Source organism: Kitasatospora sp. NPDC101183 (genome assembly GCF_044767945.1).
Taxonomy (GTDB): domain Bacteria; phylum Actinomycetota; class Actinomycetes; order Streptomycetales; family Streptomycetaceae; genus Kitasatospora.
Genome location: NZ_JBIWOW010000006.1, coordinates 32904 through 57394 on the forward strand (window position 1 = coordinate 32904; position 24491 = coordinate 57394).

Consider the following 24491-nt stretch of genomic DNA (forward strand, 5'->3'; position numbering starts at 1 on the left):
GAGTCGTCAGCCGTTTCCGTGGTCGTCAGTCGTTCAGGAGTTGCCACCGGTGAGCACCGACCCCCTGGGGCCCCGCCCGGGCGCCGACACGCTGCCCGGCCACCCCCTGCTCGCCCGGCTCGCCCGCCTCGGCCGGCGGCTGCGGCAGGCCGACCGCGACCACCCCTGGGTGCGGGACGCGGCCGTGGTCGCCGCCGCCTTCGTCCTGTTCTGCCTGCCCGACCTCTTCCCGCCCGGCGGCCACGGGGAGGGCCCGCGCGAGCACCGGTTCACCTTCGTCCGTCCGCCGCTGTGGGCCACCCTCGCCCTCCAGGCCGGCCTGGTGCTGCCGCTGCTGTGGCGGCGCCGGCGCCCCACCGCCGCGTTCGCCGTGATCCTCGCCGTGTTCGTCGTCCAGTGGTCCTTCGGCGTCACCCTGCGCGCCGACGCCGCCCTGATGATCGCCCTCTACCACCTGGCCCTCAACGGACGGCTGCGCCACCTCGCCTGGAGCTGCGCGATCGCGCTCGGCGCGCTGGCCTTCGCCGCCGTCCAGGTCTCCGGCGGCGGATTCCCCGTCGGCGACGCCCTGTTCTTCCTCGTCAGCGCCGCCACCGCCGCCGTCGCCCTCGGCATCGCCGTCCGGGTCCGCCGCGCCCAGCTCGACGGACTGCGCGAACGCGCCGCCCGCCTCGAGATCGAACGCGACCAGCGCAGCCGCCTCGCCGCCGCCACCGAACGCGCCCGGGTCGCCCGGGAGATGCACGACATCATCGGCCACAACCTCTCCGTCATCGTCACCCTCGCCGACGGCGGCGCCTACGCCGCCCAGGCCAACCCCGAACGCGCCCGCGAGGCCCTGGAGTTGATCGGCGACACCAGCCGGCAGGCACTCGGTGAACTGCGCCGCATGCTCGGCGTCCTGCGTGACCGGGCCGACACCGCCGCCGAGTTCACCCCCCAGCCCGGCATCGCCGACCTCGACGGGCTCTGCGCCCGCCTGCGCACCGCCGGCCCCCGCGTCGTCTACACCGCCGCCGGGGACCTCGACCGCCTCGATCGGGGCGTCCAGCTGATGGCCTACCGCATCGTGCAGGAGGCCCTCACCAACACCCTCAAGCACGCCGGCCCCGACACCCGGGTCCGCGTCACCCTCACCGCCGATGCCGACCGGCTGCGCCTGCGCGTCCAGGACACCGGCCCGCCCGCCGGCACCTGGCACGGGCCCGTACGCCCGGACGGCGAGGGCCGCGGCGAGGGCCACGGCCTTGCGGGGATGCGCGAACGCGCCGCCCTCTACGGCGGCACCGTCACGGCGGGGCCCGGACCCGGTGCAGGATGGACGGTGGAGGCCGACCTCGACCTCACCCCTCAGCCGACAGGCGGACCGACGTGACCACCGTCCTCATCGTGGACGACCAGCCCCTCCAGCGCTACGGCTTCCGCATGCTGCTGGAGAGCCAGCCCGACACCGAGGTCGTCGGCGAGGCCGCCCACGGCGCCGAAGCCGTCCGGCTCGCCGCCGACCTGCGGCCCGACGTCGTCCTCATGGACATCCGCATGCCCGGCATGGACGGCATCGAGGCCACCCGCCAGATCGTCGCCTCCGGCGGACGCTCCCGCATCCTCGTCCTCACCACCTTCGACCTCGACGAGTACGCCCACGCCGCCCTCCGTGCCGGCGCCAGCGGCTTCCTCCTCAAGGACGCCCGACCCGAGGAACTCCTCACCGGCATCCGCGCCGTCGCCGCCGGGGACGCCGTCGTCGCCCCCGCCGTCACCCGCCGCCTCCTCGACGCCTACGCCCACCACCTCCCCCTCCGCCCCACCGGCACCACCCCCGCCCCGGACCCCCGCCTCGACGCCCTCACCGACCGCGAACGCGAAATCCTCCTCACCATCGCCCGCGGCTGGACCAACGGCGAAATCGCCCAACGCCTCGTCCTCGCCGAATCCACCGTCAAGACCCACGTCAGCCGCGTCCTCGCCAAAATCGGCGCCCGCGACCGCGTCCAGGCCGTCATCTTCGCCTACGACCACGGCCTCACCCGGCCCACGTCCCCCTCCTGACCAATGGGCTCGAAGGGGCGAGTCAGGTGCAGGCGAAGGCGGCCAGAAGGGTGTCGGCGCGCAGTCGCAGGTCGTACTCCTCGGCTCCGGCGATGCTGACCGAGATCACCTCGGCGCCGACAGCACGGGCGAGTCGGGCCTCGAGGGTGGCGTTCGCGCCGACCAGCGGGTACGCGTACCAGGCGTCCGGGTTCTCGTCGTCGGTGTCATGGAGGCCGAGCTCGACGGTGTCCCAGTCGGTCGCGTCGAAGGCGTAACCGGCGTAGTGGGACAGCAGTTCCAGGAAGGCGCGCAGGTTGCGGGCCGTGATCCACCCGGCGATCGGCTCGGTTGCATCCAGCTTCTGATGAGCGCGCGGTCCCGCCCGTGTCGGATCTGTCGTCATCGAACGGGGCCGGTGCCGTAGCGCCAGAGGGCGAAGAGGCGGGGGTCGTGGTCGGGGAAGGCGTCGAGGGGGCCGACCCTCGCGCACGCCTCCGCGGTGCGCGGGTCGTCGCGGTGGGCCAGTGCGGCGGCCGCTTCGAGGCGCAGGTCCGCGTCGTCCTCGTCGAGGAGGGCGAGGAGGGCGTCCATGGTGGGGGTGGCCCGGTCGTCGGAGTGGGAGAGCGACCGCGCGGCGTGGCGCCGTACGTGGGAGGTGTCGTCGCGGAGCAGGAGGATCAGGGCGTCCCGGTGGGCCGGTGCGAGGCGGCCGTCGGCGGTGAAGCGTACGGCGAGGGCCTGGGCGACGGCGGCCCGGACGTCGGGGGTGGGGTCGTGGACGAGGGCGAGCAGGGCTGAGGTGGCCGCATCGCCGCGGGCGGTCTGCTCCGCGCTCGCGCAGAAGACGGCCTCGCTGCGGACGCGTGGGTCCGGGTGGGTGAGGTGCGGCAGTCCAACGGCCTCCTGGGCCGGGTGGTCGTGGAGGTTGTAGGCGTTCAGGACGGCGGCGAGGGTTTCGCCGTCAGCCTCGTCCCGTGCCCAGGACGCGAGGAAGTCGGCGTCCGGGGCGACGTCCGATACGCGGTCGACCGTCACCAGCAGGCCCCGGTGCCACAGGACCGAGGCGGCGAAGCGGCGGTGGACGGGGTCGGGGTGGTGGCGCAGGGCGGCGAGTTCGGAGCGGACGCGGGGGCCGAGGCGGCGGCTCAGGGTGTGGGCGGCGGTGTGCCAGGTGCTGTCGTCCTCCTGCGCCTGCGGGAGGGTGCGGGACACCACCTCGGCGACCGGCGGGATGACGCCGAACTCCCACTCCAGGTAAGTCAGGATGGCGCCGTGTCCGTTCCGTACGGTGCGGCCGCCGAGGGAAACCTCCTCGATCGCGTCGCCGTCGGGGTCGTCGATCCGGCGCCGGACGGCCGGCCCGGCGGCTCCGGTCCGGTAGCCCAACTCCTCGGCCGCGCCGGTCTCGTGCCAGTGCCGGGCGAGGTCGAGCAGCCGTCGGCGGGAGGCCTCGGGCAGGCGGAGGCGAGGGGCCTTCCCGAGTGTCGCGGTGACCAGTGCGGGGGAGCCGGAGTCGACGGCGCGCAGCAACGGGGTGCTGCCGTCGGGCAGTGCGCGGTCCTGGTCGGCGCCCGCCTCGACCAGGGCCGCGGCGGTGAGGGGGGCGAACCCGGCCACGGCCGTGCAGAGCAGGGGTAGGCCATCGGGCCCCGGGGCGTCCGGTGGCGCGCCTTCTTCTTCCAGCAAGGCCTGTACCGCGCGGGCGTCCCGGGCGGTCACCGCCGAGGCCAACCGGTCGGCCAGGTCGGACGAGGAATCCGTCAACGCTCCCCCTGATGCAGTGTGACGGGAGGAACGTATCCGAAGGAGCTTGCCCCGTGCTGGGAGGGGCAGGGTTACTGCCGGGTAGGGCAGAGTTCGTGGTCGCTGGGGGCAGTGGTGGGGTGTCCGGGAGGGCAGGGGGGCGGGTTGGGGCGGTTTGGATGGGTGTGTGGAGATGGTGTGGCGATGATCGCGTGTTGACATGGTCACGGGACGTAGGGGGAGATACGGGGGTGCGGTTCAGTGACTTCGGGGGAGGTCGCTCAGGGTTCCGCTGATGTTGACGAGTTCGTGGCAGGTGGAGGCCTGGGTGCCCGAGGCGGGGGTGCCCGGTGCCTCGCAGGTCACGTTCGCCGTCACGGCCTGGTCCTCGGAGACCCGGATGGGAGTCACCCAGTGGTAGTCCTGATTACGGAAGGTCTCCAAGGCGATCGTGGTGATCGTCAGATCGCCCGCCTTGATGGTCAAGAGACCTTGGTCGCCTTGGAAGTTGGCGACGACGATGTCCGTGATGTCCAGGACCTTGCCGTGCGGGACGGGGTAACTGCCCACGGCGGTACCGGCGTTGGGGGCCTGTACGTCGATGGTGCCGTTGATCTGTGCCCCGCCGCCACGGGAGCCCGAGGCCGGCTGGCCGGCGGCGGGCTTGCCCTGGCCGCCCGGGTCGGCACTCGCGGGATCGCCCGGGGTGGCGGCTCCCGGGGCCGGAGCCGGGGCGGGAGCGGCCGGAGTGGCGGACTTCTGGGCGACGGCCTGTTCGGCGGCCTGCTTCGCGGAGCTGCGCACCGCCGGGCGGACCAGGGCGAACCAGGCCAGGAGAAGGGCGATCAGGGCGGCCAGCAGGGCGAGCAGCCACTTCGGGAGGACGGCGAGTTGGACGAACTCGCCGTCGACGGAAGGGCCGGGGGAATCGGCGTCCTCCGGGGCGACCTTGACCTCGAAGGGCCAGGTGGTCGGCTTGCCGAACCAGATCAGCCGCCGCGCCCGCGCCTGCACCCGGACCTCGCCCGTGGCGCCCGGTTCGAGGCGCAGCTTCTCGGGGGCGACCCGGAAGCGCAGGTCCTCGCCCGCCTGGCCGGGGGTGAACGCGACGGCGGCGGGCGCGTTGCCGAGGTTGCGCACCGAGGCCCGGTAGCGGGCGCGCAGCCAGCCTCGGCGGCGGCGCGGCGCGAGGGTCGCGCGCAGCTCGTGGAAGGGCAGCACGGTGACGGTGGCCTCCGGCACGGTGGCCAGCTCCGGGTGCTCGACCGGCAGCACCCGGATGCCCAGCGGGAAGTCCCCGGCCCGCGCCTCGGCGGAGCGCGGCGGCGCGAGGCGCACCGTCACCGTCTCGGAGGTACCCGGGTACAGCGAGACCCGGGCGGGCTCGACCGTCGTCCACGCGGCGCAGTCGCCGACCACCTCCAGCGCGTACGCCTCCACGATGTCGAGGTCGTTGCGGACCGTCAGGGTCGTGGTGGCCGTGCCACCGGGCTCCACCGTCAGTGCGGTGAGGGCGAGTTCGGCGGATGCGGATGCGGTCATAGCGCGACGGTAGGGCCGCCGCCCGCCCCCGGGAGAGGGCCGCGCGGGCAAGGCGGGGGCACATCCCCTTGCCCGGGCTGACAGCCGGCGGGGCGAAAGACCACCCGACCGAAAGACCACCCGACCGAAAGACGACCGGACCGAAAGACCGAAAGACCGAACGACCACCAGACCGAACGACCGCCTGACCAGAACGGCCCGGCCGCCCCGTCCGGCGGCGGGCCGTCACACCACAGGTCCCCTGGAGAATGGAGTAGAGGATGACGCAGACCGGTACGACCCGCGACGAAGCCGTCCGCCCCGCGAACCCGAACCCCCGCGTCCCCGCCCAACTGCGCGGCCGGCAGGCCCAGATACGGGTGGCGGTGTACGCGGAGGACCTCATCCTGCAGACCGGCGTGGTCCAACAGCTGCGCCAGCGCCCCGAGGTGGAGCTGCTCAGCGAGGCGGAGGCGCAGGCCGGCCGGGCGGAGGTCTCCCTCCTGGTCGTCGACGCCCTGACCGAGGCCGTGACGGAGCACCTGCGCCGGCTGCGGCTCGCCACCTCCGGCCGGATCGGGCTGGTGGTGGGCCAGTTCGAGGCGGGCGGGCTGCAGACGATCGTCGAGTGCGGGGTGGCCGCCGTGCTGCGCCGCGCGGAGGCCGACCAGGACCGGCTGGTGCACCTCATCACCGCCCTGGCGGCCGGCGAGGGCGTGATGCCGGGCGACCTCCTGGGGGAGCTGCTCGACCGGATCGGCACCCTGCAGCGCACCATGCTCGACGGGCGGGGCCTGACCCTGTCCACCCTGACGGCCCGGGAGGCGGAGATGCTGAGGCTGGTCGCCGAGGGCTTCGACACCAGCGAGATCGCCGCGAAGACCTCGTACTCCGAACGGACCGTCAAGAACGTGCTGCACGAGATCATCACCCGCCTCGGCCTGCGCAACCGGGCGCACGCCGTGGGGTACGCCCTGCGCCGCGGCCTGATCTGAGGCCACGGAGGCCACGGAGGCCGCGGAGGCTTCGGAGGCTACGAGCAACAGGCACGGCCGCCTGCCCTCCCGGGCAGCGGCCGCTTCCCCCGGCTCGGGCGCCCCGGCCCTGCCGCCGCGCGCCCGGGCCGGGGAGACTGCGGGGAGACCGCCCCTGACACCCTGTGAGGTCGAGCGTGATCCGCGCCACCGGCACCGCCCGCCCCGCCCCGGCCGCCCGCTTCGCCCGGCGGCCGGGCCGGGCCGTCGGCGCCGTCCTGCTCGCGCTGGCGGTGGCCCTGCCGATCCTCGGCATCGCCGCGCCCTCCGGCCCGGGAGGCGCCAAGGGGACGGCCGCCGCCGTCCAGGACGCCGGGCGGATCGTCTACGCCGGGACGAACCACCGGGGCCTCGCCACGGTCACCGGCGCGGCGGGCAGCGCCCGGCTGTTCGGGCCCGGCCCTGTGCACTTCGACCGGGACCCGTCCGCCCGGGGCGACGACCTGGTCTTCACCAGCCTGCGCGACAGCCCCCTCCCGCAGGTCTACCTGCGCGATGCCACCGGCTCCGTCCGCAGGCTCACCACCGGCATGGACACCGCCCACCCCGCCCTGGCCCCGGACGGCAAGGGCATCGTCTTCGAGGCCGTCGAGCCCACCGGCCCCGGCGGGCGGCCCCAGCACGTGCTGTGGGCGGTCGAACGGGACGGCACCGGCCTGCGCCGCATCACCGACGGCGCGGCGGACGAGACGCACCCGACGGTCTCCCCGGACGGCAAGTGGATCGCGTACTCCTGCACGGGCGATCCGGCGCACCGCCAGATCTACCTGCGGCCGTTCGAGGGCGGCGCTCCCGTCAAGATCACCCACGTCCCCACCGGCGACGCCGTCGACCCGACCTGGAACCCGGTCAACGACGACGCCCACCGCAACGAGATCGTCTACACCTGGGACCAGGGCGCCGCCCAGGGCCGCACCCTGATGGTCACCTCGCCCACCGGCGGCGACAAGCCCTTCTTCCGCGCCACCGGCTCCACCTGGAGGACCGGCTCCGCCGCGTACCTCCCCGACGGCAGCGGCGTCCTGTTCCTCAGCGCCGACCGGCTCGACTCCACGCCGCCGTCGGCGGTCGTCAACCTCTACCGCGCGCCCACCTGCTCCTGCGAGGCGCCGAGCCTGCTCTACAGCGCCGACCGCCTGATCGCGACGCCGACGTGGCTCGGACCACAGGACAAGGGCGGACCGGTCGTCGAGCAGACGAGCGGTTCCGCCGCGAACGTCGCCGACGTGCAGGACATCCGCCCGGACGGCAGCGACCCGCGCGACCTCGGCATCAGCGTCCTCCGAGAGGACCCGGCCGCCGACACCACCACCGACCCGAACCCCGCCGCCGACCCCCTCTTCCACCCCCGCCCCGGCTTCGACCCCTGGTACGAGCGGCAGTCCTACACCCCGGACGGCCGAGGGCTCGTGGCGACCCGCTACGAGGACGCGCCCGGCGGCGGCCGCGCCGAACGGATCTGGCTCGCCGACGCGGACGGCACCGGCCCCCGGCCGCTGGACCTCGCCGGTCGCGGCCCGCTCGACCGGGACACCGACCCCGCCCTCTCCCCGGACGGCCGCCGGATCGTCTTCAGCCGCAGCACCCCGGGCGGCCCCGGCCGCCTGCTGATCGCCGACGTCGCCACCGGCGCGATCCTCGCCACCGTCACCCCGCCCGCCGGCCAGGAGGCCGCCTCCGACGCCGAGCCCCACTGGTCCCCGGACGGCACGCTGATCGCCTTCTCCCGTACGGCCGTCGTCGACGGGAACGCGGGCAACCTCCACATCTGGACGGCGCCCGCCGACGACTCCGCCCGCCAGAGCGACCTCAGCCGCCGGATCTGCCCCGGCACCTGCGCCGTCATCGACGACAGCCCCGTCTTCTCCCCGGACGGCCGCCGCCTCGCCTTCAACCGCAAGGCCGGCAACGGCGGGAACAACCGGCAGGACGGCCTCCTCGTCACCTCGCCGACCGGCACCGACTGCACCGTCGTCCTGCCCGCCGGCCTCGGCGCGGGCGCCTGTACCCGGCCGCTGCCCGAGACGCCCGACACCGGCCCGTTCCAGCCCCGCGACGCCGCCTGGACGGCCAACGGCGCCCAGCTGGTGCTCACCACCCGCCGGGCCCTCGCGCCCAACTCGCCCGAGCAGCTGGCGGTCTACGACTTCGCCGCCCGCACCCTCACCCCGCTGACCGGGCGGCTGCCCGGGCGCCAGAAGGAGCCCGCCGTCCAGCTGGGCGTCCACCTGGCCCTCACCGCGCCCGCCCGCGCCCCCGAGGTGCGGGTGAACGACGGCACCGAGGTGACCGTCACCGTCGCCAACAAGGGCCCCGCGCCCTCGCCCGGCACCGTCCTCACCGTCTCCGTGCCCACCGGCGCCCGGCTCGGCCGCCTCACCACCCCGACCGGGCGCTGCGACGCCGCCGCGCTGCGCTGCGAGCTTGGCCTGCTGGCCCCCGGCGAACAGGTGCGGATCGGCGCCACGCTGATCGGCACCCTGGCCGGGCCGAGGGAGTTCGGCTGGGGCGTCACCGGGACGGTCGTCGACCCGGACCCGGGGGAGGGCTCCGCCCGGACGGTCCTGCCCGTGATCGCCGACCCGCCGAGCTCGCCCCCGCCCACGACGACCACTGCGCCCACGACGCCCACTCCGCCTGTCACGCCCACCACGGCACCCCCGCCCCCGCCGCCGCCCGCACCCCTGGCGGGCCCGGCCGTCGCCGTCGAGGCCCAGCCCAACCCCGGCTACGTCGGCGGCCGCGTCACCGTCACCTACACCGTCCGCAACGACGGCCAGGCCCTCGCCACCGGCCTGCGCCTCACCCTCGGCCTGCCCGCCGGAGTCCCCACCGGGCCGCTGCCCCCGGCCTGCCGCGCCGACCGCGCGGCCGGCGCCGGCTGCCAGCTCGCCGACCTGCCCCCCGGCCGCAGCCAGACCCTCCAGGTCGTCCTCTCGCCCAAGGCGGCCCTCGACACCGTCATCACCGCTGAACTCACCACCACCGGCACCGACGCCATCCCCGGCCCCCACCGCGCCGCCACCCCGCTGCGCATCCTCCAGCCCCGGATCGTCGCCGTGCCGCCCATCGGCAAGCCCGGCTTCGTGACCTCCGTACGCGGCGTCGACTTCCCGCCCGGCGCGCCCGTCACCCTCACCTGGCAGCCCGGCATCACCGCCTCCGCCGCGCCCGTCCACCCCAAGGCCGACGGCACCTTCGCCGGCCAACTGCTCATCCTCCCCAAGGACGAGACCGGCCCGCGCACCATCACCGCCAGCGGCCCCGGCTTCTCCCCGGTCACCACCCCCTTCCTCGTCGTCGAGGGCAGCATCGGCCCGCCGGGGGAGGTGGAACGCCGGTGATCCACGAGGTCGACGAGGCGCTGCGCCTGCTGCTCACCGAGACCGGACTGCCCGAGCGCGGCGTCGAGATCGTCTTCGACGCGCCCACCCGGGACTTCGCCGCCCGGCGCAACGCGCCCACCGTCAGCGCCTTCCTCTACGCGCTGCGCGAGGACGCCGACCGCCGCCAGTCCGGCACCGTCGCCGAGCACGACGCCGACGGCATGGCCGTCGCCCACCACGGCGCGCCCCGCTGGTTCGAACTGGCCTACCTGGTCACCGTCTGGACCAACCGGGCGCAGGACGAACACCGGCTGCTGGCCGAGGTGTTGCAGTGCCTCACCGCCGTCGACGCCCTGCCCGCCCGGCTGCTCACCGGCGGCCTCGCCCGCCTCGGCCTCACCGTCCCCCTCGACATCGCCGGGCGCGACACCGGGCTGCCCTCGGTGTCCGACGTCTGGTCCGCGCTCGGCGGCGAGCTGCGGCCCTCGATCGACCTGAGGGTCCTCGCCCCGCTGCCCGGCGCCCGCACCCCGGCGGGCCCGCCCGTCACGGAGGGGCTGGTCGCCAGGGTCTCCGACACCGTCCACACCGCGCCCGGGGACGCGCCGGGGCGCCGCCTGCGCTACGACGGCGCCGCCGACCCCGGCCCGGACGGCTTCGCCGCGCCCCGCGAACTGCCGCTGCCGCCCGGCCGCCGCCGACGCGGGACGGCGCCCCGGTGAGCCCCGACACCGGGCCGGGCGGCCTCTGGGCGCGGCTGGGGGAGGTCGAGCGGCGGGTGCGCGAGGCCGTCCGCGACCGCCGCGCCGACGACCCGGACCCGGACGACCCGTACCGGGGCCAGTACCTCGCCCCCGAGGCCGTCGAGCGCATCCTCGCCTCCGACGCCGCCCTCCGTACGGGCGCGGCCGTGCCGATGTCGGCCGAGCCGCCCGCCGGATCCCGACTCGCCCGCCTCGCCGAGGAGTTCGGGCTGCTGCCCGTGGACCTCGACCTCCTGACGGTCGCCCTCGCCCCCGACCTCGACACCCGCTTCGAGCCGCTCTACGGCTACCTCAACGACGACCTCACCCGGCGCCGCCCCACCGTCGCCCTGGCCCTCGCCCTGTGCGGACTGCCCAGCGCGGGCGCCGGCCGCTTCCGCCTCTCGCCCGGGGCGCCGCTGGTCGCCGGCGGCCTGCTGGAGGTCACCGAACCCGAACGGCCTCTGCTCTCACGAGTGTTGCGCGTCCCGGACCGGGTCACGGCGCATCTGCTCGGCGACGACGAACCGGACGCCGCGCTCGCCGGGATCGCCCGCCGCACCGCGCCCGTCGCCCTCGGAACCCGCCTCCCGACCGGCTTCCTGTACCTCCTCGACCGCTCCGGCCACGCCGCCCCGCAGGCCGTCGCCGCCCTGACGGCCGACGGCGCCCCGCCGCCCCTGGTCGTCGACGCCGCAGCCCTGGCCGCCCACGGCGACCGCCACACCGTACGGGCCCTCGCCCGCGAGGCACGGCTGCACGGCGGAGGGGTGGTGCTCGGGCCGATCGACCGGCTCGAACCCCAACGGCCCGAGCGCGCCGCCCTGGTGCGCGGGCTGTGCGCGGCCCTCGCCGGGCTGCGCCTGATCGCGTACGGCCCGCAGGCCTGGGACCCGGGCTGGGCGGAGGAGAGCCCCGTCACGATCACCCTCCCGCCGCCCGACGCGGCCGACCGCGCCCGCCAGTGGGCCCACGCGCTCACCGCCGCCGGAGCCCCCGTCGACGCGGGGGAGATCGCCGAGGCCGTGGCCGCCCACCGCCTCGACCACGAGCAGCTGCGGCGCGCCGCCGCCCTCGCCGTCCGCACCGCCGCCGCCGAGGGCCGCGCGCTGCACCCGGACGGCCTGCGCGCCGCCGTCCGGGCCCAGAACAGCGCGGGACTGGCCCGCCTCGCCCGCCGCATCGACCCCGGCGTCGGCTGGGAGGACCTCGTGCTCCCCGCCCCCACCGCCGGCCGGCTGCGCGAACTCGTCCTGCGCGCCCGCCACCGCGACCAGGTGCTCGGCACCTGGCGGATGCGCCCCGGCGGCGGGCGCGGCCACGGCGTCATCGCCCTGTTCGCGGGGGAGTCCGGCACCGGCAAGACCATGTCGGCGGAGGTGGTCGCCGCCGAACTCGGCATGGAGCTCTACGTGGTGGACCTGTCCACCGTCGTCGACAAGTACGTCGGCGAGACCGAGAAGAACCTCGAACGCGTCTTCACCGAGGCCGCCCAGGTCAACGCCGTGCTCCTCTTCGACGAGGCCGACGCCCTCTTCGGCAAGCGCTCCCAGGTCAAGGACGCCCACGACCGGCACGCCAACGTCGAGACGGCCTACCTGCTCCAGCGCCTGGAGTCCTTCGACGGCCTCGCCGTGCTCACCACCAACCTGCGCGCCAACCTCGACGAGGCCTTCACCCGCCGGATCGACGTCATCGCCGAGTTCCCGCTGCCCGACGAGGCCCAGCGGCGCCTGCTGTGGGACCGCTGCCTGGGCCCCCACCTGCCCAGGAAGGACGACCTCGACCTGGACTTCTGCGCCCGCGCCTTCGAACTCAGCGGCGGCTCCATCCGCGCCTGCGCCGTCTCCGCCGCCTACCTCGCCGCCGGGACGGGCGCCCCGCTGGGCATGGCGCAACTGGTCGGGGCGATCGTCGGCGAGTACCGCAAGCTCGGGAGGCTGGTGCTGGAGAGCGAGTTCGGCCCCTGGATGCGTGTTCTGGACAGCCTGGACGGTCTGGACAGTTAGGAAGTGCCCCGCGGGGCAGTGACCTTGCCCCCGGTCCGGGACTTCGGGACATGTCCCCGGCGGGCGCCCCGCAGCAGACTCGGGGGCGAACGACCGGCCACCCGAAGGAGCGCGAATGCCGTCGTACCTGACCCCGGGCGTGTACGTGGAGGAGGTCCAGTCCGGTGCGCGGCCGATCGAGGGCGTCGGCACGGCCGTCGCCGCGTTCGTCGGCTTCGCCGAGGCCGGCCCCTTCCACGAGCCCACGCTCGTCACCAACTGGGACCAGTACGTCCAGCGCTTCGGCGGTTTCACCGAGGGCACCTACCTGGCCCACGCCGTGTACGGCTACTTCGCCAACGGCGGCGGCTCCGCGTACGTCGTGCGGGTCGGCGACCCGGCCGCGCGGCAGGCGGCGGGCGGGGAGAAGGCCGCCGCGCCGCAGCCCGTCGCGCACGCCGGGTTCCTGTTCACGGCCCTGCCCGGCGCGGGCGGCGAGGTGAGCGTCGAGATCGCCGACGTGGAGGGCGAGAACGTCCCCGAGGACCGCTTCCGCGTCCTCGTGCGCCGGGGTGCCGAGGTCGCGGAGACGTACGAGGTCTCGACCCGGAAGAACACCAAGGGCTACGTCGTCACCCAGCTGCGGGAGTCCAAGCTCGTCGCCGTCGCCGAGCAGCCCGGCGCCGCGCCCGGCCGCCCCGAGCGGCAGACCCTCGCCCTGCCCGCCGCCCCCGCGCCCGCCACGGCCCCCACCGGCCGGCTCGACGCCGCCGAGTACGTCGGCGACGCCGCCGCCCGTACCGGCTTCTCCGGCCTGGAGGCGATCGACGAGATCACCATGGTCGCCGTCCCCGACCTGATGAGCGCCTACCAGCGCGGCGACCTCGACGAGGAGGGCGTGCGCACCGTGCAGCTCGCCGTCATCTCGCACTGCGAGCAGATGGGCGACCGCATCGCCGTCCTCGACCCGCCGCCCGGCCTCAACGCCCAGCGGATGCGCACCTGGCGCAACGACGAGGCGGGCTACGACTCACGCTACGCCGCGCTCTACTACCCGTGGATCAAGGTGTTCGACCCGGCGGGCGGCCGCAACGTGCTCGTCCCGCCCAGCGGCCACGCCGCCGGGGTCTGGGCGCGCAGCGACGCCGAGCGCGGGGTCCACAAGGCGCCCGCCAACGAGGTCATCCGGGGCGCGGTGGACCTCGAACTGCGGCTCAGCAAGGGCGAGCAGGACCTGCTGAACCCGATCGGCGTCAACTGCATCCGGGCCTTCCCCGGCCGCGGCATCCGGATCTGGGGCGCGCGCACGCTCGCCTCCGACCCGGCCTGGCGCTACCTCAACGTGCGCCGGCTGTTCAACTACCTGGAGGAGTCGATCCTCCTGGGCACCCAGTGGGTCGTCTTCGAACCCAACGACGACCGGCTCTGGTCCAGCATCCGCCGCAACATCACCGCGTTCCTCACCGAGGAGTGGCGGCGCGGGGCGCTGTTCGGCCAGACCGCCGCCGAGGCCTTCTACGTCAAGTGCGACCGCGACAACAACCCGCCGGAGTCCGTGGACCTCGGGCAGGTCGTCTGCGAGATCGGGGTCTCGCCGGTGAAGCCGGCCGAGTTCGTGGTGTTCCGGCTGTCGCAGTTCTCCGACAGCACGAGCCTCGTCGACGAGTGACCCCAGGCCCAGGCCCAGGCCCACGCCCTCGCACACGCCCTCGCCCACTGCACATCGCACAACGCGCCTCGCGCATCGGATTGGAAGGTGACAGCACGCCATGGCTGAAGGCGATCCGCTCTCCACACACATCTTCGGCGTCCAACTCGGCGGCTACAACGTCGAGTCCGTCAAGGAGATCAGCAACCTGACGGTCGAACAGGACGTCGTCGAGTACAAGCAGGTGACCCAGGAGGGCAAGCTGATCGTCCGCAAGCAGCCCGGCGCGCGGCTGCCCGGGGAGGTCACGATCACCCGCGGCCTCGACAAGAGCGGCGCGTTCACGGACTGGATCAAGGAGACCCTCAACAACGGGGCGATCAACACCGCGCGCCAGAACCTCACCATCGAGGTCAAGGACACCACCGGCGCCACGCTGCGGCGCATCCAGCTCACCAACGCCTGGGCGAGCCGGTGGGAGGGCCCCACGCTGAGCGCGGGCGAGTCCAGCGCGGCGACGGAGACGGTCACCATCGTCTTCGAAGAGATCAGCGTCGAGTGAGGCGACGCATCGGCCTCGACGAGTTGCTGGAGCGGGCGCCGGCGGCCCAGGAGCCGTCGCCCGCCCCGGCGCCCGGGGCCTCCCGGGCGCCCCAGGGGCGAGCGCCGCACACCGAGTTCGAGTTCGAGCTGCCGATCGGCTACGTCGACGACGAGGGCACCGTCCACCGCTACGGCGCGATGCGCCTGGCCACCGCGCGCGACGAGCTGATGCCGCAGATCGACCTGCGGGTGAAGGAGAACCCGGCGTACCTGAGCGTCGTGCTGCTCAGCCACGTCATCACCCGGCTGGGGGACGTGCCCGAGGTGCACGCGGGGATCGTCGAGCGGATGTACGCGACGGACGTGGCGTTCCTCCAGGACCTCTACCAGCGGATCAACAGCGAGGGCCACACGCGCGCCGCCGTGACCTGCCCGCACTGCGACGGCGCCTTCGAGGTCGACCTCGCCGGTGGGCGCCTGGGGGAATCGTGACGTACGCGCCTGCTCGGTTGTACGAGGAGATCGCGTACATCGCGTACTACTTCCACTGGCAGCGGGAGGACGTCCTCGACCTCACCCACCACGAGCGCGGGCAGTGGGTGCGCGAGATCGCGCGGCTCAACGTCCGGGTGGGGGAGGGCGGGTAGGTGGGACTGCGGGAGTGGTTCGGGCAGCGGCGGCGGGCGTCGGAGGAGGCTGCCGCCCCGGCGCCGGGTCCGGTACGGGGCCCGGTGCCGCCGCGTCCGGAGGGCTGGCGGGACGTACGGCCGCTGGTGCCGACCCTCGCGGCGTCGTCGCGGGGCGTCAGCGACGGGCTGCGGTTCCGGTCGCGGCTGAGCGCCTGGCAGGACCCGTCGCTGAGCGGGCCGCTGGGCCACGCCGTCATGCCCTCCGCCCCGGCGGGAATCCTGCGGGCGGTGGCGGTGCCGCTCGCGTCGCCGATCCACTCGGCGGGGGCCGGGCTCGAGCTGCCCGTGTTCACCGGTGAGGTCGGGACGGCCGACGCCGCCGACGCCGGAGGCGGGGCGGAGGAGTCGGCTCGGCCCGTCCAGCGGGCGCTGCCGAGGCGGCGGCTCCCGGTGCGGGTGAGCGCGGCGCCGGGCCGGACCCGCGCGGGAGGCGGGTCCGGCCCGCGCCGACCGTCGGAGGAGGGGCGGGTCTCGGCTGGGCGGGTTTCGGCCGAGCGGGACACGCCGTCCGGGCAGGGCGCGCAGAGAAAGGTTTCGCCTGGTCGTCAGGAGCACCCGGCTGTCGGGTCGACCGGTGCTGTTGCCGGTGGGTCTGACGCTCAGGGGGTGGAGGAGCCGGGCGGTGCCGCCCCGGCTGCCGCTCGGGAGACGGCCTCACCCGATCGTGTCGAGCGTTCGGATCGCAACCGTTCGTCGCGGCTGCGATCGGTCGGTGAATCGCTGGTCGTGGCGCGCCGCCCCCGGTCGCTTCCCACGCGCTCCCTGCCCGTGGCCCGGGCTGCGGCAGGCGGGATGCCGAGCCCGGTGGCCCGATCCGCGGATGGCGAGCAGCCGGCCACGACCGGCCCTGCCGCCGTCGCCGTGCCCGAGGCGGGAGGACGCCCGGCCTCGGCGGCCCGCCCGGTCCTCGGCGCACCGCTGACGGCGATGCCCGCGAGTGCCACGCCCGCGCGTGCCACGCCTGCGGTCGGCGGCGAGCGTACGGCCCCTGGCCAGGTGCTGCCCGTCGCTCCGGTGGGTTCTCCGCCCGCCCCGAGGACGGGGGAGGGCGTGGTGCGGGGCACCCGCGGTGCCTCCGATCCTTCCCCCGCGCCTCAGCGGCCTGGCGGGGCGAGCAGGCGTACGGGCCTCGGTGCTCCTCTCGATGCGCTGCCGCCGACTGCGGCGGCTCGGCTGCCGGGCCGCCGCGGGCCGTCGGTGCGGACCACGCCCGCCAAGGCCGTCGCGGAGCGGCCGACGGCCGTGCCTGCCGCCACCAGGACCGTGACGCAGGCCGCCGAGGCCGTCGGGGCTGTCGGGGCTAGCGGGGCCCAGGCCGACGGAGGTGCGGGCTCGGCCCGGCCCGGCTCGGCCGTTCCCGTGGTCCGGGTCAGGACGGCGCCCGGAGGCCGGGGCGTGCAGCGGGCCGTGGCGGAGCCCATCGGTCGGCGGTTGGGGCTGATCGGCGAGCGCCCGCTGAAGGTCGCCCTCCCGGCCCCGCCCGCAACGGGATCGGCCACCGCGCGGCCACCGGTCCCGGTCGTCCGACGCAGGTCGGTCGCGCCGCTCACGAACGCCGAGCCTGCCCGCGAGCCGGTGGCGCCGAGCGACGGGTCGTACGGTCGGCCGTCTGCTCCGGGGCGTTCGGGGTCACGACGATCGCCGCAGGAGCGATCGGTCGGCGAAACGCCGACACCGGGCGCTTCGCGCCGGAGCTCGTCGGTGTTCCAGCGTTCGGCACGGGACCGTTCGTCAGCCGGACGATCGTTCGGCGGTGAGTCGGCTCAGGGTCAGCCGTCCGCAGCCGTACCCGTGGTTCAGCGTTCACCCGGGAACCGTTCGTCGGAGAAACGATCGTTCGGCGAGGCGCCCTCATGGGGCCGTTCGGAGCGGGGCCGTTCGGCACGGGACCGTTCGTCGGTCGGACGATCGTTCGGCGGGAGGTCGACGCCGGTCAGCCCGGCGGCCGCCGAGGACGCGGAGCCCGGCACGGCGCCGGTGGTTCAGCGTTCGGCCTGGAAGCGTTCGTCGGCCGGACGATCGTTCGGCGACCGAACCACGCCACGCCAGCCGTCCACCCCAGCCCCAGCCCCAGCCCCGGCGCCGACTACCGCACCGGTGGCTCAGCGTTCGGTCCGGAACCGTTCGTCGGAGGAACGATCGGTTGCTGAGCCGCCCTCCCAGGGCCGTTCGGTGCCCGACCGTTCGTCAGGCGGACGATCGTCCAGCGATCGAACGGCATCGGGCCCGCCGTCCACCGTCGCCCCGGTACCCGGTGCGGCCTCAGCGGTTCAGCGCTCGGACCGGAACCGTTCGTCGGCCGGACGATCGTTCGGTGACGGAACCGCACCACGCCAGCCGATCTCCGCAGCCCCGGCGCCCGCCGCCGCACCGGCAGTCCAGCGCTCGTCCCGGAACCGCTCGTCGGACCAACGATCGTTCCAGCCGCGCCGCAGCACCCCACCCCCCGTCCAGCGCATCGCCGCCCCACCCGCCGCGCCCCACCCCCCGCTCGTACGCCCCGCGCCCCCGCAGGTCGGCGCACCCCCACCCCTCCCCGCCGTGCTCCGGCCCCAGGCCCAGCACCACGCACCGCAGTCCGCCCCGAGCGGCCCCGCCGCCCCCGCCCGCGTGCTGCAGCGCGTCGCCGAACAGGCGGGCCTGACCGGGATCCCGCTGACCCCCGTGCAGGCACGCACCTCCACCACCCAGGCCGCACCGCCGACGAAGGCCCCGCCACCGCCCCACCCCACCGAGCCCGCCGACCTCGACGAGCTCGCCCGCCGCCTGGTCGAACCCCTCGCGCGCCTTCTGCGCACCGACCTCCGCAGGGGCAGGGAACGCACCGGGCGCCCGTACGACGGCCGCCGCTGAGAACAGCAACAACCAGGGACCAGGGAACAGGAACGGATGACCGACAACATCTTCGCCACCAGCGTCTTCTTCAGCCTCACCATCGGCGGCAACGACCTCGGCGAGTTCACCACCTGCTCGGGCCTCGGCGCCCAGGTCGAGATCGAGCAGTACGCCGAGGGCGGGAACAACGGCTTCGCCTGGCAGCTCCCCGGCCGCATCACCTGGTCCAACATCACGCTCAGCCGCGCCGTCACCGCCGACACCACGAAGATCGCCCGCTGGCTGAGCGAGATCGTCCGCAAGGTCGAACCGAAGGACGGCGAGATCGTCGCCCTGCGCCCCGACCTGAGCCGGATCGTCGGCTGGCAGGTCCTCGGGATCGTCCCGGTCCGCTGGGACGGCCCCTCCTTCGACCCGTCCAGCTCCCAGGCCGCCACCGAGAGCCTGGAGATCGCCCACGCGGGCCTGCGCCCGTCCTAGAGCAGCGGCCACGGAGAGGAGAGAGGAGCAGCCCACCATGTCCGCCACCGTCCCCGCGAGCGTCACCCGGGCCCAACTGACCATCATGGAGCCCCCGTCCACCGTCGGAGCCCAGCCCGGCGGCGCGCTCGCGCGCCTGCCGCTGCAGTTCAACCCCGCCACCCTCTCGCTGCGCAAGAGCACCGAGTGGCGCCGCACGCCCTCCCGGATGGCGGGCCAGTCGGCCCTGCCCGAATTCGTCGGCAGCGGCCCGCGCTCCCTCTCCCTCGACGTGTTCCTCGACGCCACCGCCACCCACGACAACTCCGTGGAGCGCGCGGTCGAGCAGCTGATGACGGCCTGCGTGCCGACCCCGGCCAGCCTCGCCCGCAAGACCCCCGCCAGCCCGTGGATCCGCCTGGACTGGGGCACCTCCACCACCACCTCCTTCAACGGCGTGCTGACCGGCCTGTCCGTCTCGTACACGCTCTTCGACGTGGACGGGAACCCGCTGCGCGCCGTCTGCTCCCTCACCATCGACGAGGCCAGCGTCGACCCGGCCGGCCAGAACCCGACCTCCGGTTCGCCCGAGGCCCGCAGCACCCACCGGGTGATCGCCGGCGACAGCCTGCCGCTGATCGCCTGGCGCGCGTACGGCGACGCGACGGCCTGGCGCACCATCGCGGAGGCCAACGACATCGACGACCCGATGGTGCTCGCCCCCGGCGCGGAGCTGATCGTCCCGGGGATCGACGAACTCACCCGGGGAGGCCGGCCGTGACCACCCCCGAGGCCCGGGGAGGCCGGGCCTTCGCCGCCGACCCGGTGGTCGAGGCGCCGGGCCCGCTGCCGCCGGTCTGGGCCGCCCAACTGGTCTCCTGCGACATCGAGGAGAGCGTCGGCCTGCCCGACACGGCCGTGCTGTCCTTCCGCGACGCCGACCACACCTTCCTCTCCGCGACGGGCGTCACCATCGGCACGCAGCTGAAGGTCTCCGTGGTCACCGTCCAGGGCAACACCCGGGTGCGCCTGTTCACCGGCGAGGTGACGGCGCTGGAGCTGGAGGTGGACGCCACCGGCTCGTACACCGTGGTGCGGGCCTCGGCGGTGACGCACCGCCTGATGCGCGGCCGCCGGGTGAAGGCCTTCCGGAACATGACCACCGCCGACATCGTCCGCGAGGTCGCCTCCGGGGCCGGGCTGGAGTGCGGGAAGGTCGACTCCTTTCCCGTCGTCCACCAGCAGCTGTCCCAGGCGAACGTCCCGGACTGGGAGTTCCTCTCCTTCCTGGCGCAGGAGAGCGGCGCCCAGGTGCGGGTGGACGACGAGGGGCGGCTGGAGTTCGTCCGCCCCGATCCCGCCTCGGGCGCGCCCGCGCCGTCCACGCCCGCGCCGCAGAGCCCGCTGGTGCTGGAGTACGGCCGCAACCTGCTGGAGCTGCGCGGGGTGCTCACCGGCGCCGCCGGGGCGGGCACCGTCGAGGCGCGGGGCTGGAACGTCACCACCAAGCGCGCCCTGGTCGCCACCGAGCCGTCCGTGACCTCCCCGACCGTCCAGCCGGGCATGAGCCCCGCCGTCGCGGCCTCCGCCTTCCCCGGCCCGGCGGCCAAACTGACCGTCGCCGACACCCCGTACCGCACTCAGGCGGAGACGGCCGCCGCGGCCCGTTCGCTGGCCGCCTCCGTGGCCTCCGGGTTCGGCGAGCTGGAGGCCGTCGTCGAGGGCAACCCGAGGCTGCGGGCGGGGACGGCCGTCGCCCTGGGCAACGTCGGCGCCGCCTTCTCCGGCCGCTACACCGCCACCGGGGTGCGCCACCTGCTCGAACCCTTCCGGGGCTACCGCACCACGGTGGTGGTCAGCGCGGCCCCGGACCGCTCGCTGGCCGGGCTGGTCACCGGCGGCAGCGCGCCGCCGCGCGGGCCCCGGATGCCCGGGCTGGCCGTCGCCCTGGTGACGGACGTCCGCGAGCCGGAGCAGGGGCAGCGCGGCTGGGTGCGGCTCAAGTTCCCCTGGCTGGACGACACCTACGTCTCCGACTGGGTGCGCACCGTGCAGTGGGGCGGCCAGGGCGGCGGCGGGGTGATCACCCCCGAGGTCAACGACGAGGTGCTCGTCGGCTTCGAGCAGGGCGACCTGGACAGCCCGTACGTCCTCGGCGGCCTCTACAACGGCGTGGACCGGCCCTCCCCGCACGACGTGCCGCTGGTCGACGCCGGCTCCGGCACCGTCAACCGCCGCTCCGTCGTCTCCCGTTCGGGCCACCGGCTGGAGCTGCTCGACGTTCCGGGCGGGGCCTCCGGGGTCCGGCTGGCCAGCGGCGACGGGAAGCTGGAGGTCAAGCTCGACCAGCGCGCCGGGGAGATCGTCCTCACCGTCCACGGCCTCGGCGGCGGCGCGGGCAGCACCGTACGGCTGTCCCCCTCCGGCATCACCCTCGACGCGGGCACCGGCGAGGTGAACGTGCGCGGCTCCTCCGTGACCGTGCGCGGAACGGCCGCCGTCACCGTCGACGGCGGGGCCGAGGCGGTGCTCAAGGCCGCACTGGTGCGCATCAACTGACCACACGTCGAACGAACCGCACGTCGAACGAACCGCACGTCGAACGAACCGCACGTCGAACGAACCACGCGTCGAACCCCGAACGGAGACCCGCACATGCCCCCCGCAGCCCGGACCGGCGACCCCACCGACCACGGCGGCGTCCTCACCACCCCGCCGCCGGGCGCCCTCAAGGTGGCGACGGTGCTGATCGGCGGCCGCCCCGCCGCCGTGGTCGGCACCCTGCACGCCTGCGTCCCGCACGTCGAACTCGGCCCCGCCAACCTCGTCGAGCCCGACCTCGGCGGCCTCACCGGGGGAGTGGTCCTCATCGGCGGCCTGCCCGCCGCCCGCATGGGCGACAAGACCGTCTGCGGCGCCGCGATCGTCGCGGGCGCCTTCAACGTGCTGATCGGGGGCGCGATATGACCGCGAGCTTCATCGGGCGCGGCTGGGCCTTCCCCCTGCGCGTCAACGCCACCGGCGGCATCGGCATGGTGGAACGCGACCGCGAGATCGCCGAGGCCATCCGCCTCGTCCTCGGCACCGCCCCCGGCGAGCGCCCGATGCGCCCCGAATTCGGCTGCGGCATCCACGAGTACGTCTTCGCCCCCGGCGACGGCACGACCGCGGGCCGCATCGCCCGCGAGGTGCGCCTGGCCCTGGAGCGCTGGGAGCCCCGCATCGAGGTGGACGACGTGGTGATCGCCTTCGACGGCGTCGACGAGGGCACCCTCTACATCGACGTCCACTACACCGTCCGCTCCACCAACGACCGCCGCAACCTCGTCTTCCCCTTCTACACGATCCCCGAGCACCCGGACCGGGCCGCCGAGGCCCTCCGGACGGACGGGGGCGCGAACTGATGGCCCTGCCCTCCCCGAACCTGGACGACCGCCGCTTCCAGCAACTCGTCGACGAGGCCAAGCGCTACGTCCAGCAGCGCGCCCCCGAGTGGACCGACCACAACGTCTCCGACCCCGGCGTCACCCTCATCGAGACCTTCGCCTACCTCGTCGACCAGCTCCTCTACCGCCTCAACCGCGTCCCCGAGAAGAACTACGCCGCCTTCCTCGACCTCCTCGGCGTGCGCCTCTTCCCGCCCGCCGCCGCCCGCGCCGAGGTCGACTTCTGGCTCTCCGCCCCGCAGCCCGAGACCGTCCTGCTGCGCGCGGGCACCGAGGTCTCCACCCTGCGCACCGAGACCGACGAGGCCGTCGTCCTCGCCACCGCCGAGGACCTCCCGATCGTCCCCAGCACCCTGGAGCGCCTGATCACCGTCTCCGCCGCCGGGGAGCAGGCCGACCGCACGGCCCGGCTCGCCGAGGGCACGGACGTGCCCTGCTTCCAGGCCCGCCCCGAGGCCGGGGACGCCATGCTCCTCGCCCTCCCCGCCGCCGTCCCGCGCTGCATCCTGACCGTCCGCCTGGACAGCCGCGTCGAGGGCGTCGGCGTCGACCCCCGGCAGCCGCCGCTGGCCTGGGAGGCCTGGGACGGCGCCCGCTGGACGGCCTGCGAGACCGGCGCCGACACCACCGGCGGCCTCAACCGGCCGGGCGAGGTGGTGGTGTTCGTCCCCGCCGGCCACACCGCCTCCGTGGTCTCCGGCCGCCGCGCGGGCTGGCTGCGCTGCCGCGTCACCGAACCGCGCCCCGGCCAGCCCTTCTACTCCGAGTCCCCGACCATCCGCAGCGCCGAGGTCTTCACCGTCGGCGGCACCGCGACGGCCGCCCACGCCCAGACCGTCACCGACGCCCAGCTCGGCACCTCCGAGGGCGTCGCCGGTCAGCGCTACCGGCTCGCCCGGCCGCCCGTCCTGCTCGACGCGGGGCCCCCGGCCGTCGAGGTCTCGAACGGCGAGGGCTGGGAGCGCTGGACGGTCGTCGAGCACTTCGGTGACTCCGCGCCCACCGACCGGCACGTGGTCCTCGACGCCACCACCGGCGAGTTCCACCTCCCGCCCGCCGTACGGGAGCCGGACGGCACCCTGCGCGCCTTCGGCGCCGTCCCGCCCAAGGGCGCCCGCCTGCGCGTGCCGAGCTACCGCACGGGCGGCGGCACGGCGGGCAACGTCGCCCGCGGCACGATCACCGTGCTGCGCAGCTCCGTCCCGTACATCGCCCGGGTCGACAACCGCGAGGCCGCCCGGGGCGGGGTGGACGGCGAGAGCGTCGACAACGCCAAGCAGCGCGCCCCGCACCAACTCCGGCTCCAGGGACGGGCCGTGACCGCCGGGGACTACGAGCTGATCGCCCGCCAGGCCGCCCCCTCCGCCGCCCGGATCAGCTGCGTGCCCGCCGCCCCCGGCGAGCCCGGCGCCGTCCGGGTGCTGGTCGTCCCCGAGGCCGTCGCCGACGACGGCGACCGGCTGCGCTTCGAGCAGCTGATCCCCGACGAGCAGGTGCTCGCCGCCGTCGCCACCGCCCTCGACGAGCGGCGGCTGATCGGCACCCGGCTGCTCGTCCAGCCGCCCGCCTACCAGGGCGTGACGGTCGTCGCCCGGCTCACCACCCGCTCCCCGGACCCGGACCGCGTCCGGGAGGCCGCGCTCGCCGCGCTCTACCGCCACCTCAACCCGCTGCGCGGAGGCCCGGACGGCACCGGCTGGCCCTTCGGACGGGCCGTGCGCTACGGAGAGGTGTTCGCCGTGCTCCAGCGCGTCGCCGCCGTCGCCGGGGTCGAGGAGCTGCGGCTCTTCCCGGCGGACCCGATCACCGGCCGCCGGGGCGCGCCCGCCGAGCGGATCGAGGTCCCGCCGGACGCCCTCGCCTTCTCCCACCAGCACCAGGTGATCGTCACCCCGGCCGAGGAGGGCACGGCATGACCCGCGCCGCCGTCCCCGGGCTGCCCAGCCCCCATCCGATCGGCGCGCTGCTGCCCGCGCTCTTCGCCGACGACGACTTCGCCCAGCGCTTCACCGCCGGCCTGGACACCGTCCTCGCCCCCGTCTTCGCCACCCTCGACAACCTGCCCGCCTACCTCCAACCCCGGCTGGCCCCGGCGGACTTCGTCGACTGGCTGGCCTCCTGGGTCGCGGTGGAGACGGACGGGGCCTGGCCGCTGGAGGTGCGCCGCGCCGTCGTCGGCCGCGCGGTGGAACTGCACCGCTGGCGCGGCACCCGGCGCGGCCTGGTCGAACGGCTGCGGCTCGTGCTGGGGGTGGGCGCCGAGATCGTGGACGGCGGCGGGGCCGCCTGGTCCACCACCGCCGGCGCCGACCTGCCGCCCGCGCCGAGCGGCGAACTTCTCGTCCGGGCCTGGCCGTTGAGCGCGTTGAGCGGTACGGAACCGGACGAGGGCCAGGTGCTCGCCGTGGTGAGGGCGGGCTGCCCGGTCCACCTGAGCTGCCGGGTGGAGATCCTGCCGGGCCCGCCCGGCCGAGCGGAGGGGTGA

The 24491-nt window shown here is 75.2% G+C and carries 21 protein-coding genes; 18 read left to right on the plus strand and 3 right to left on the minus strand.

What is annotated here, in order from left to right; all coding sequences use genetic code 11:
• The first annotated feature begins 49 nt into the window (after nt 1-49).
• Nucleotides 50-1375, plus strand: coding sequence for a sensor histidine kinase (locus ACIRRS_RS09380; RefSeq protein WP_402967116.1), 1326 nt, complete (start codon nt 50-52; stop codon nt 1373-1375).
• On the plus strand, nt 1372-2049 hold the full coding sequence (locus tag ACIRRS_RS09385) for a response regulator (protein ID WP_402967118.1): 678 nt from the start codon (nt 1372-1374) through the stop codon (nt 2047-2049). The genes ACIRRS_RS09380 and ACIRRS_RS09385 overlap by 4 nt, the downstream gene beginning before the upstream one ends.
• Nucleotides 2050-2071: 22 nt before the next feature.
• On the opposite strand, the gene ACIRRS_RS09390 is transcribed toward ACIRRS_RS09385, so the two are convergent.
• The 3 genes from ACIRRS_RS09390 to ACIRRS_RS09400 form a co-directional block, all read right to left on the minus strand.
• Nucleotides 2072-2434: a hypothetical protein gene (locus ACIRRS_RS09390; RefSeq protein WP_402967120.1), complete on the minus strand. Its 363-nt coding sequence runs from the start codon at nt 2432-2434 to the stop codon at nt 2072-2074.
• Complete coding sequence (locus ACIRRS_RS09395) at nt 2431-3795, minus strand: HEAT repeat domain-containing protein (RefSeq protein ID WP_402967122.1); 1365 nt, start codon at nt 3793-3795, stop codon at nt 2431-2433. Before ACIRRS_RS09395 ends, ACIRRS_RS09390 begins: the two co-directional genes overlap by 4 nt.
• Nucleotides 3796-4032: 237 nt before the next feature.
• Nucleotides 4033-5316 carry a hydrolytic protein gene (locus tag ACIRRS_RS09400; protein WP_402967124.1) on the minus strand — a complete coding sequence of 428 codons (1284 nt, stop codon included), beginning with the start codon at nt 5314-5316 and terminating at the stop codon, nt 4033-4035.
• 260 nt (nt 5317-5576) lie between these two features.
• On the opposite strand from ACIRRS_RS09400, the gene ACIRRS_RS09405 reads away from it, so the two are divergent.
• The 16 genes from ACIRRS_RS09405 to ACIRRS_RS09480 all read left to right on the plus strand — a co-directional run bounded on the left by ACIRRS_RS09405 (nt 5577) and on the right by ACIRRS_RS09480 (nt 24491).
• Entirely contained in the window at nt 5577-6290 is a 714-nt protein-coding gene (locus ACIRRS_RS09405; protein WP_402967126.1) for a LuxR C-terminal-related transcriptional regulator, read from the plus strand.
• A 176-nt stretch (nt 6291-6466) separates the two neighbouring features.
• Nucleotides 6467-9673, plus strand: coding sequence for a hypothetical protein (locus tag ACIRRS_RS09410; RefSeq protein ID WP_402967128.1), 3207 nt, complete (start codon nt 6467-6469; stop codon nt 9671-9673).
• Entirely contained in the window at nt 9670-10377 is a 708-nt protein-coding gene (locus ACIRRS_RS09415) for a DUF4255 domain-containing protein (protein ID WP_402967130.1), read from the plus strand. Before ACIRRS_RS09410 ends, ACIRRS_RS09415 begins: the two co-directional genes overlap by 4 nt.
• On the plus strand, nt 10374-12407 hold the full coding sequence (locus tag ACIRRS_RS09420) for an AAA family ATPase (RefSeq protein ID WP_402967132.1): 2034 nt from the start codon (nt 10374-10376) through the stop codon (nt 12405-12407). Before ACIRRS_RS09415 ends, ACIRRS_RS09420 begins: the two co-directional genes overlap by 4 nt.
• 115 nt (nt 12408-12522) lie before the next feature.
• Entirely contained in the window at nt 12523-14055 is a 1533-nt protein-coding gene (locus ACIRRS_RS09425) for a phage tail sheath family protein (RefSeq protein WP_402967134.1), read from the plus strand.
• Between the two features lie 100 nt (nt 14056-14155).
• Nucleotides 14156-14596: a phage tail protein gene (locus ACIRRS_RS09430; protein WP_030290301.1), complete on the plus strand. Its 441-nt coding sequence runs from the start codon at nt 14156-14158 to the stop codon at nt 14594-14596.
• A complete protein-coding gene (locus ACIRRS_RS09435; protein ID WP_402967136.1) occupies nt 14593-15069 on the plus strand; it encodes a hypothetical protein in 477 nt (158 codons plus the stop codon). The genes ACIRRS_RS09430 and ACIRRS_RS09435 overlap by 4 nt, the downstream gene beginning before the upstream one ends.
• Nucleotides 15066-15224, plus strand: coding sequence for a DUF6760 family protein (locus tag ACIRRS_RS09440; RefSeq protein WP_402967138.1), 159 nt, complete (start codon nt 15066-15068; stop codon nt 15222-15224). The genes ACIRRS_RS09435 and ACIRRS_RS09440 overlap by 4 nt, the downstream gene beginning before the upstream one ends.
• A 2583-nt stretch (nt 15225-17807) precedes the next feature.
• On the plus strand, nt 17808-18119 hold the full coding sequence (locus tag ACIRRS_RS09445; protein WP_402967140.1) for a hypothetical protein: 312 nt from the start codon (nt 17808-17810) through the stop codon (nt 18117-18119).
• A gap of 36 nt (nt 18120-18155) precedes the next feature.
• Complete coding sequence (locus tag ACIRRS_RS09450; RefSeq protein WP_402967142.1) at nt 18156-18581, plus strand: phage tail protein; 426 nt, start codon at nt 18156-18158, stop codon at nt 18579-18581.
• A 37-nt stretch (nt 18582-18618) separates the two neighbouring features.
• Entirely contained in the window at nt 18619-19341 is a 723-nt protein-coding gene (locus ACIRRS_RS09455; protein WP_402967143.1) for a LysM peptidoglycan-binding domain-containing protein, read from the plus strand.
• Complete coding sequence (locus tag ACIRRS_RS09460) at nt 19338-21119, plus strand: VgrG-related protein (RefSeq protein ID WP_402967144.1); 1782 nt, start codon at nt 19338-19340, stop codon at nt 21117-21119. Before ACIRRS_RS09455 ends, ACIRRS_RS09460 begins: the two co-directional genes overlap by 4 nt.
• Nucleotides 21120-21215: 96 nt before the next feature.
• Nucleotides 21216-21527, plus strand: a complete 312-nt coding sequence (locus ACIRRS_RS09465; protein ID WP_402967146.1) for a PAAR domain-containing protein — start codon at nt 21216-21218, stop codon at nt 21525-21527.
• Entirely contained in the window at nt 21524-21964 is a 441-nt protein-coding gene (locus tag ACIRRS_RS09470; RefSeq protein ID WP_402967148.1) for a GPW/gp25 family protein, read from the plus strand. Before ACIRRS_RS09465 ends, ACIRRS_RS09470 begins: the two co-directional genes overlap by 4 nt.
• Nucleotides 21964-23922, plus strand: a complete 1959-nt coding sequence (locus ACIRRS_RS09475; protein ID WP_402967150.1) for a putative baseplate assembly protein — start codon at nt 21964-21966, stop codon at nt 23920-23922. Before ACIRRS_RS09470 ends, ACIRRS_RS09475 begins: the two co-directional genes overlap by 1 nt.
• Entirely contained in the window at nt 23919-24491 is a 573-nt protein-coding gene (locus tag ACIRRS_RS09480; RefSeq protein ID WP_402967152.1) for a phage tail protein, read from the plus strand. Before ACIRRS_RS09475 ends, ACIRRS_RS09480 begins: the two co-directional genes overlap by 4 nt.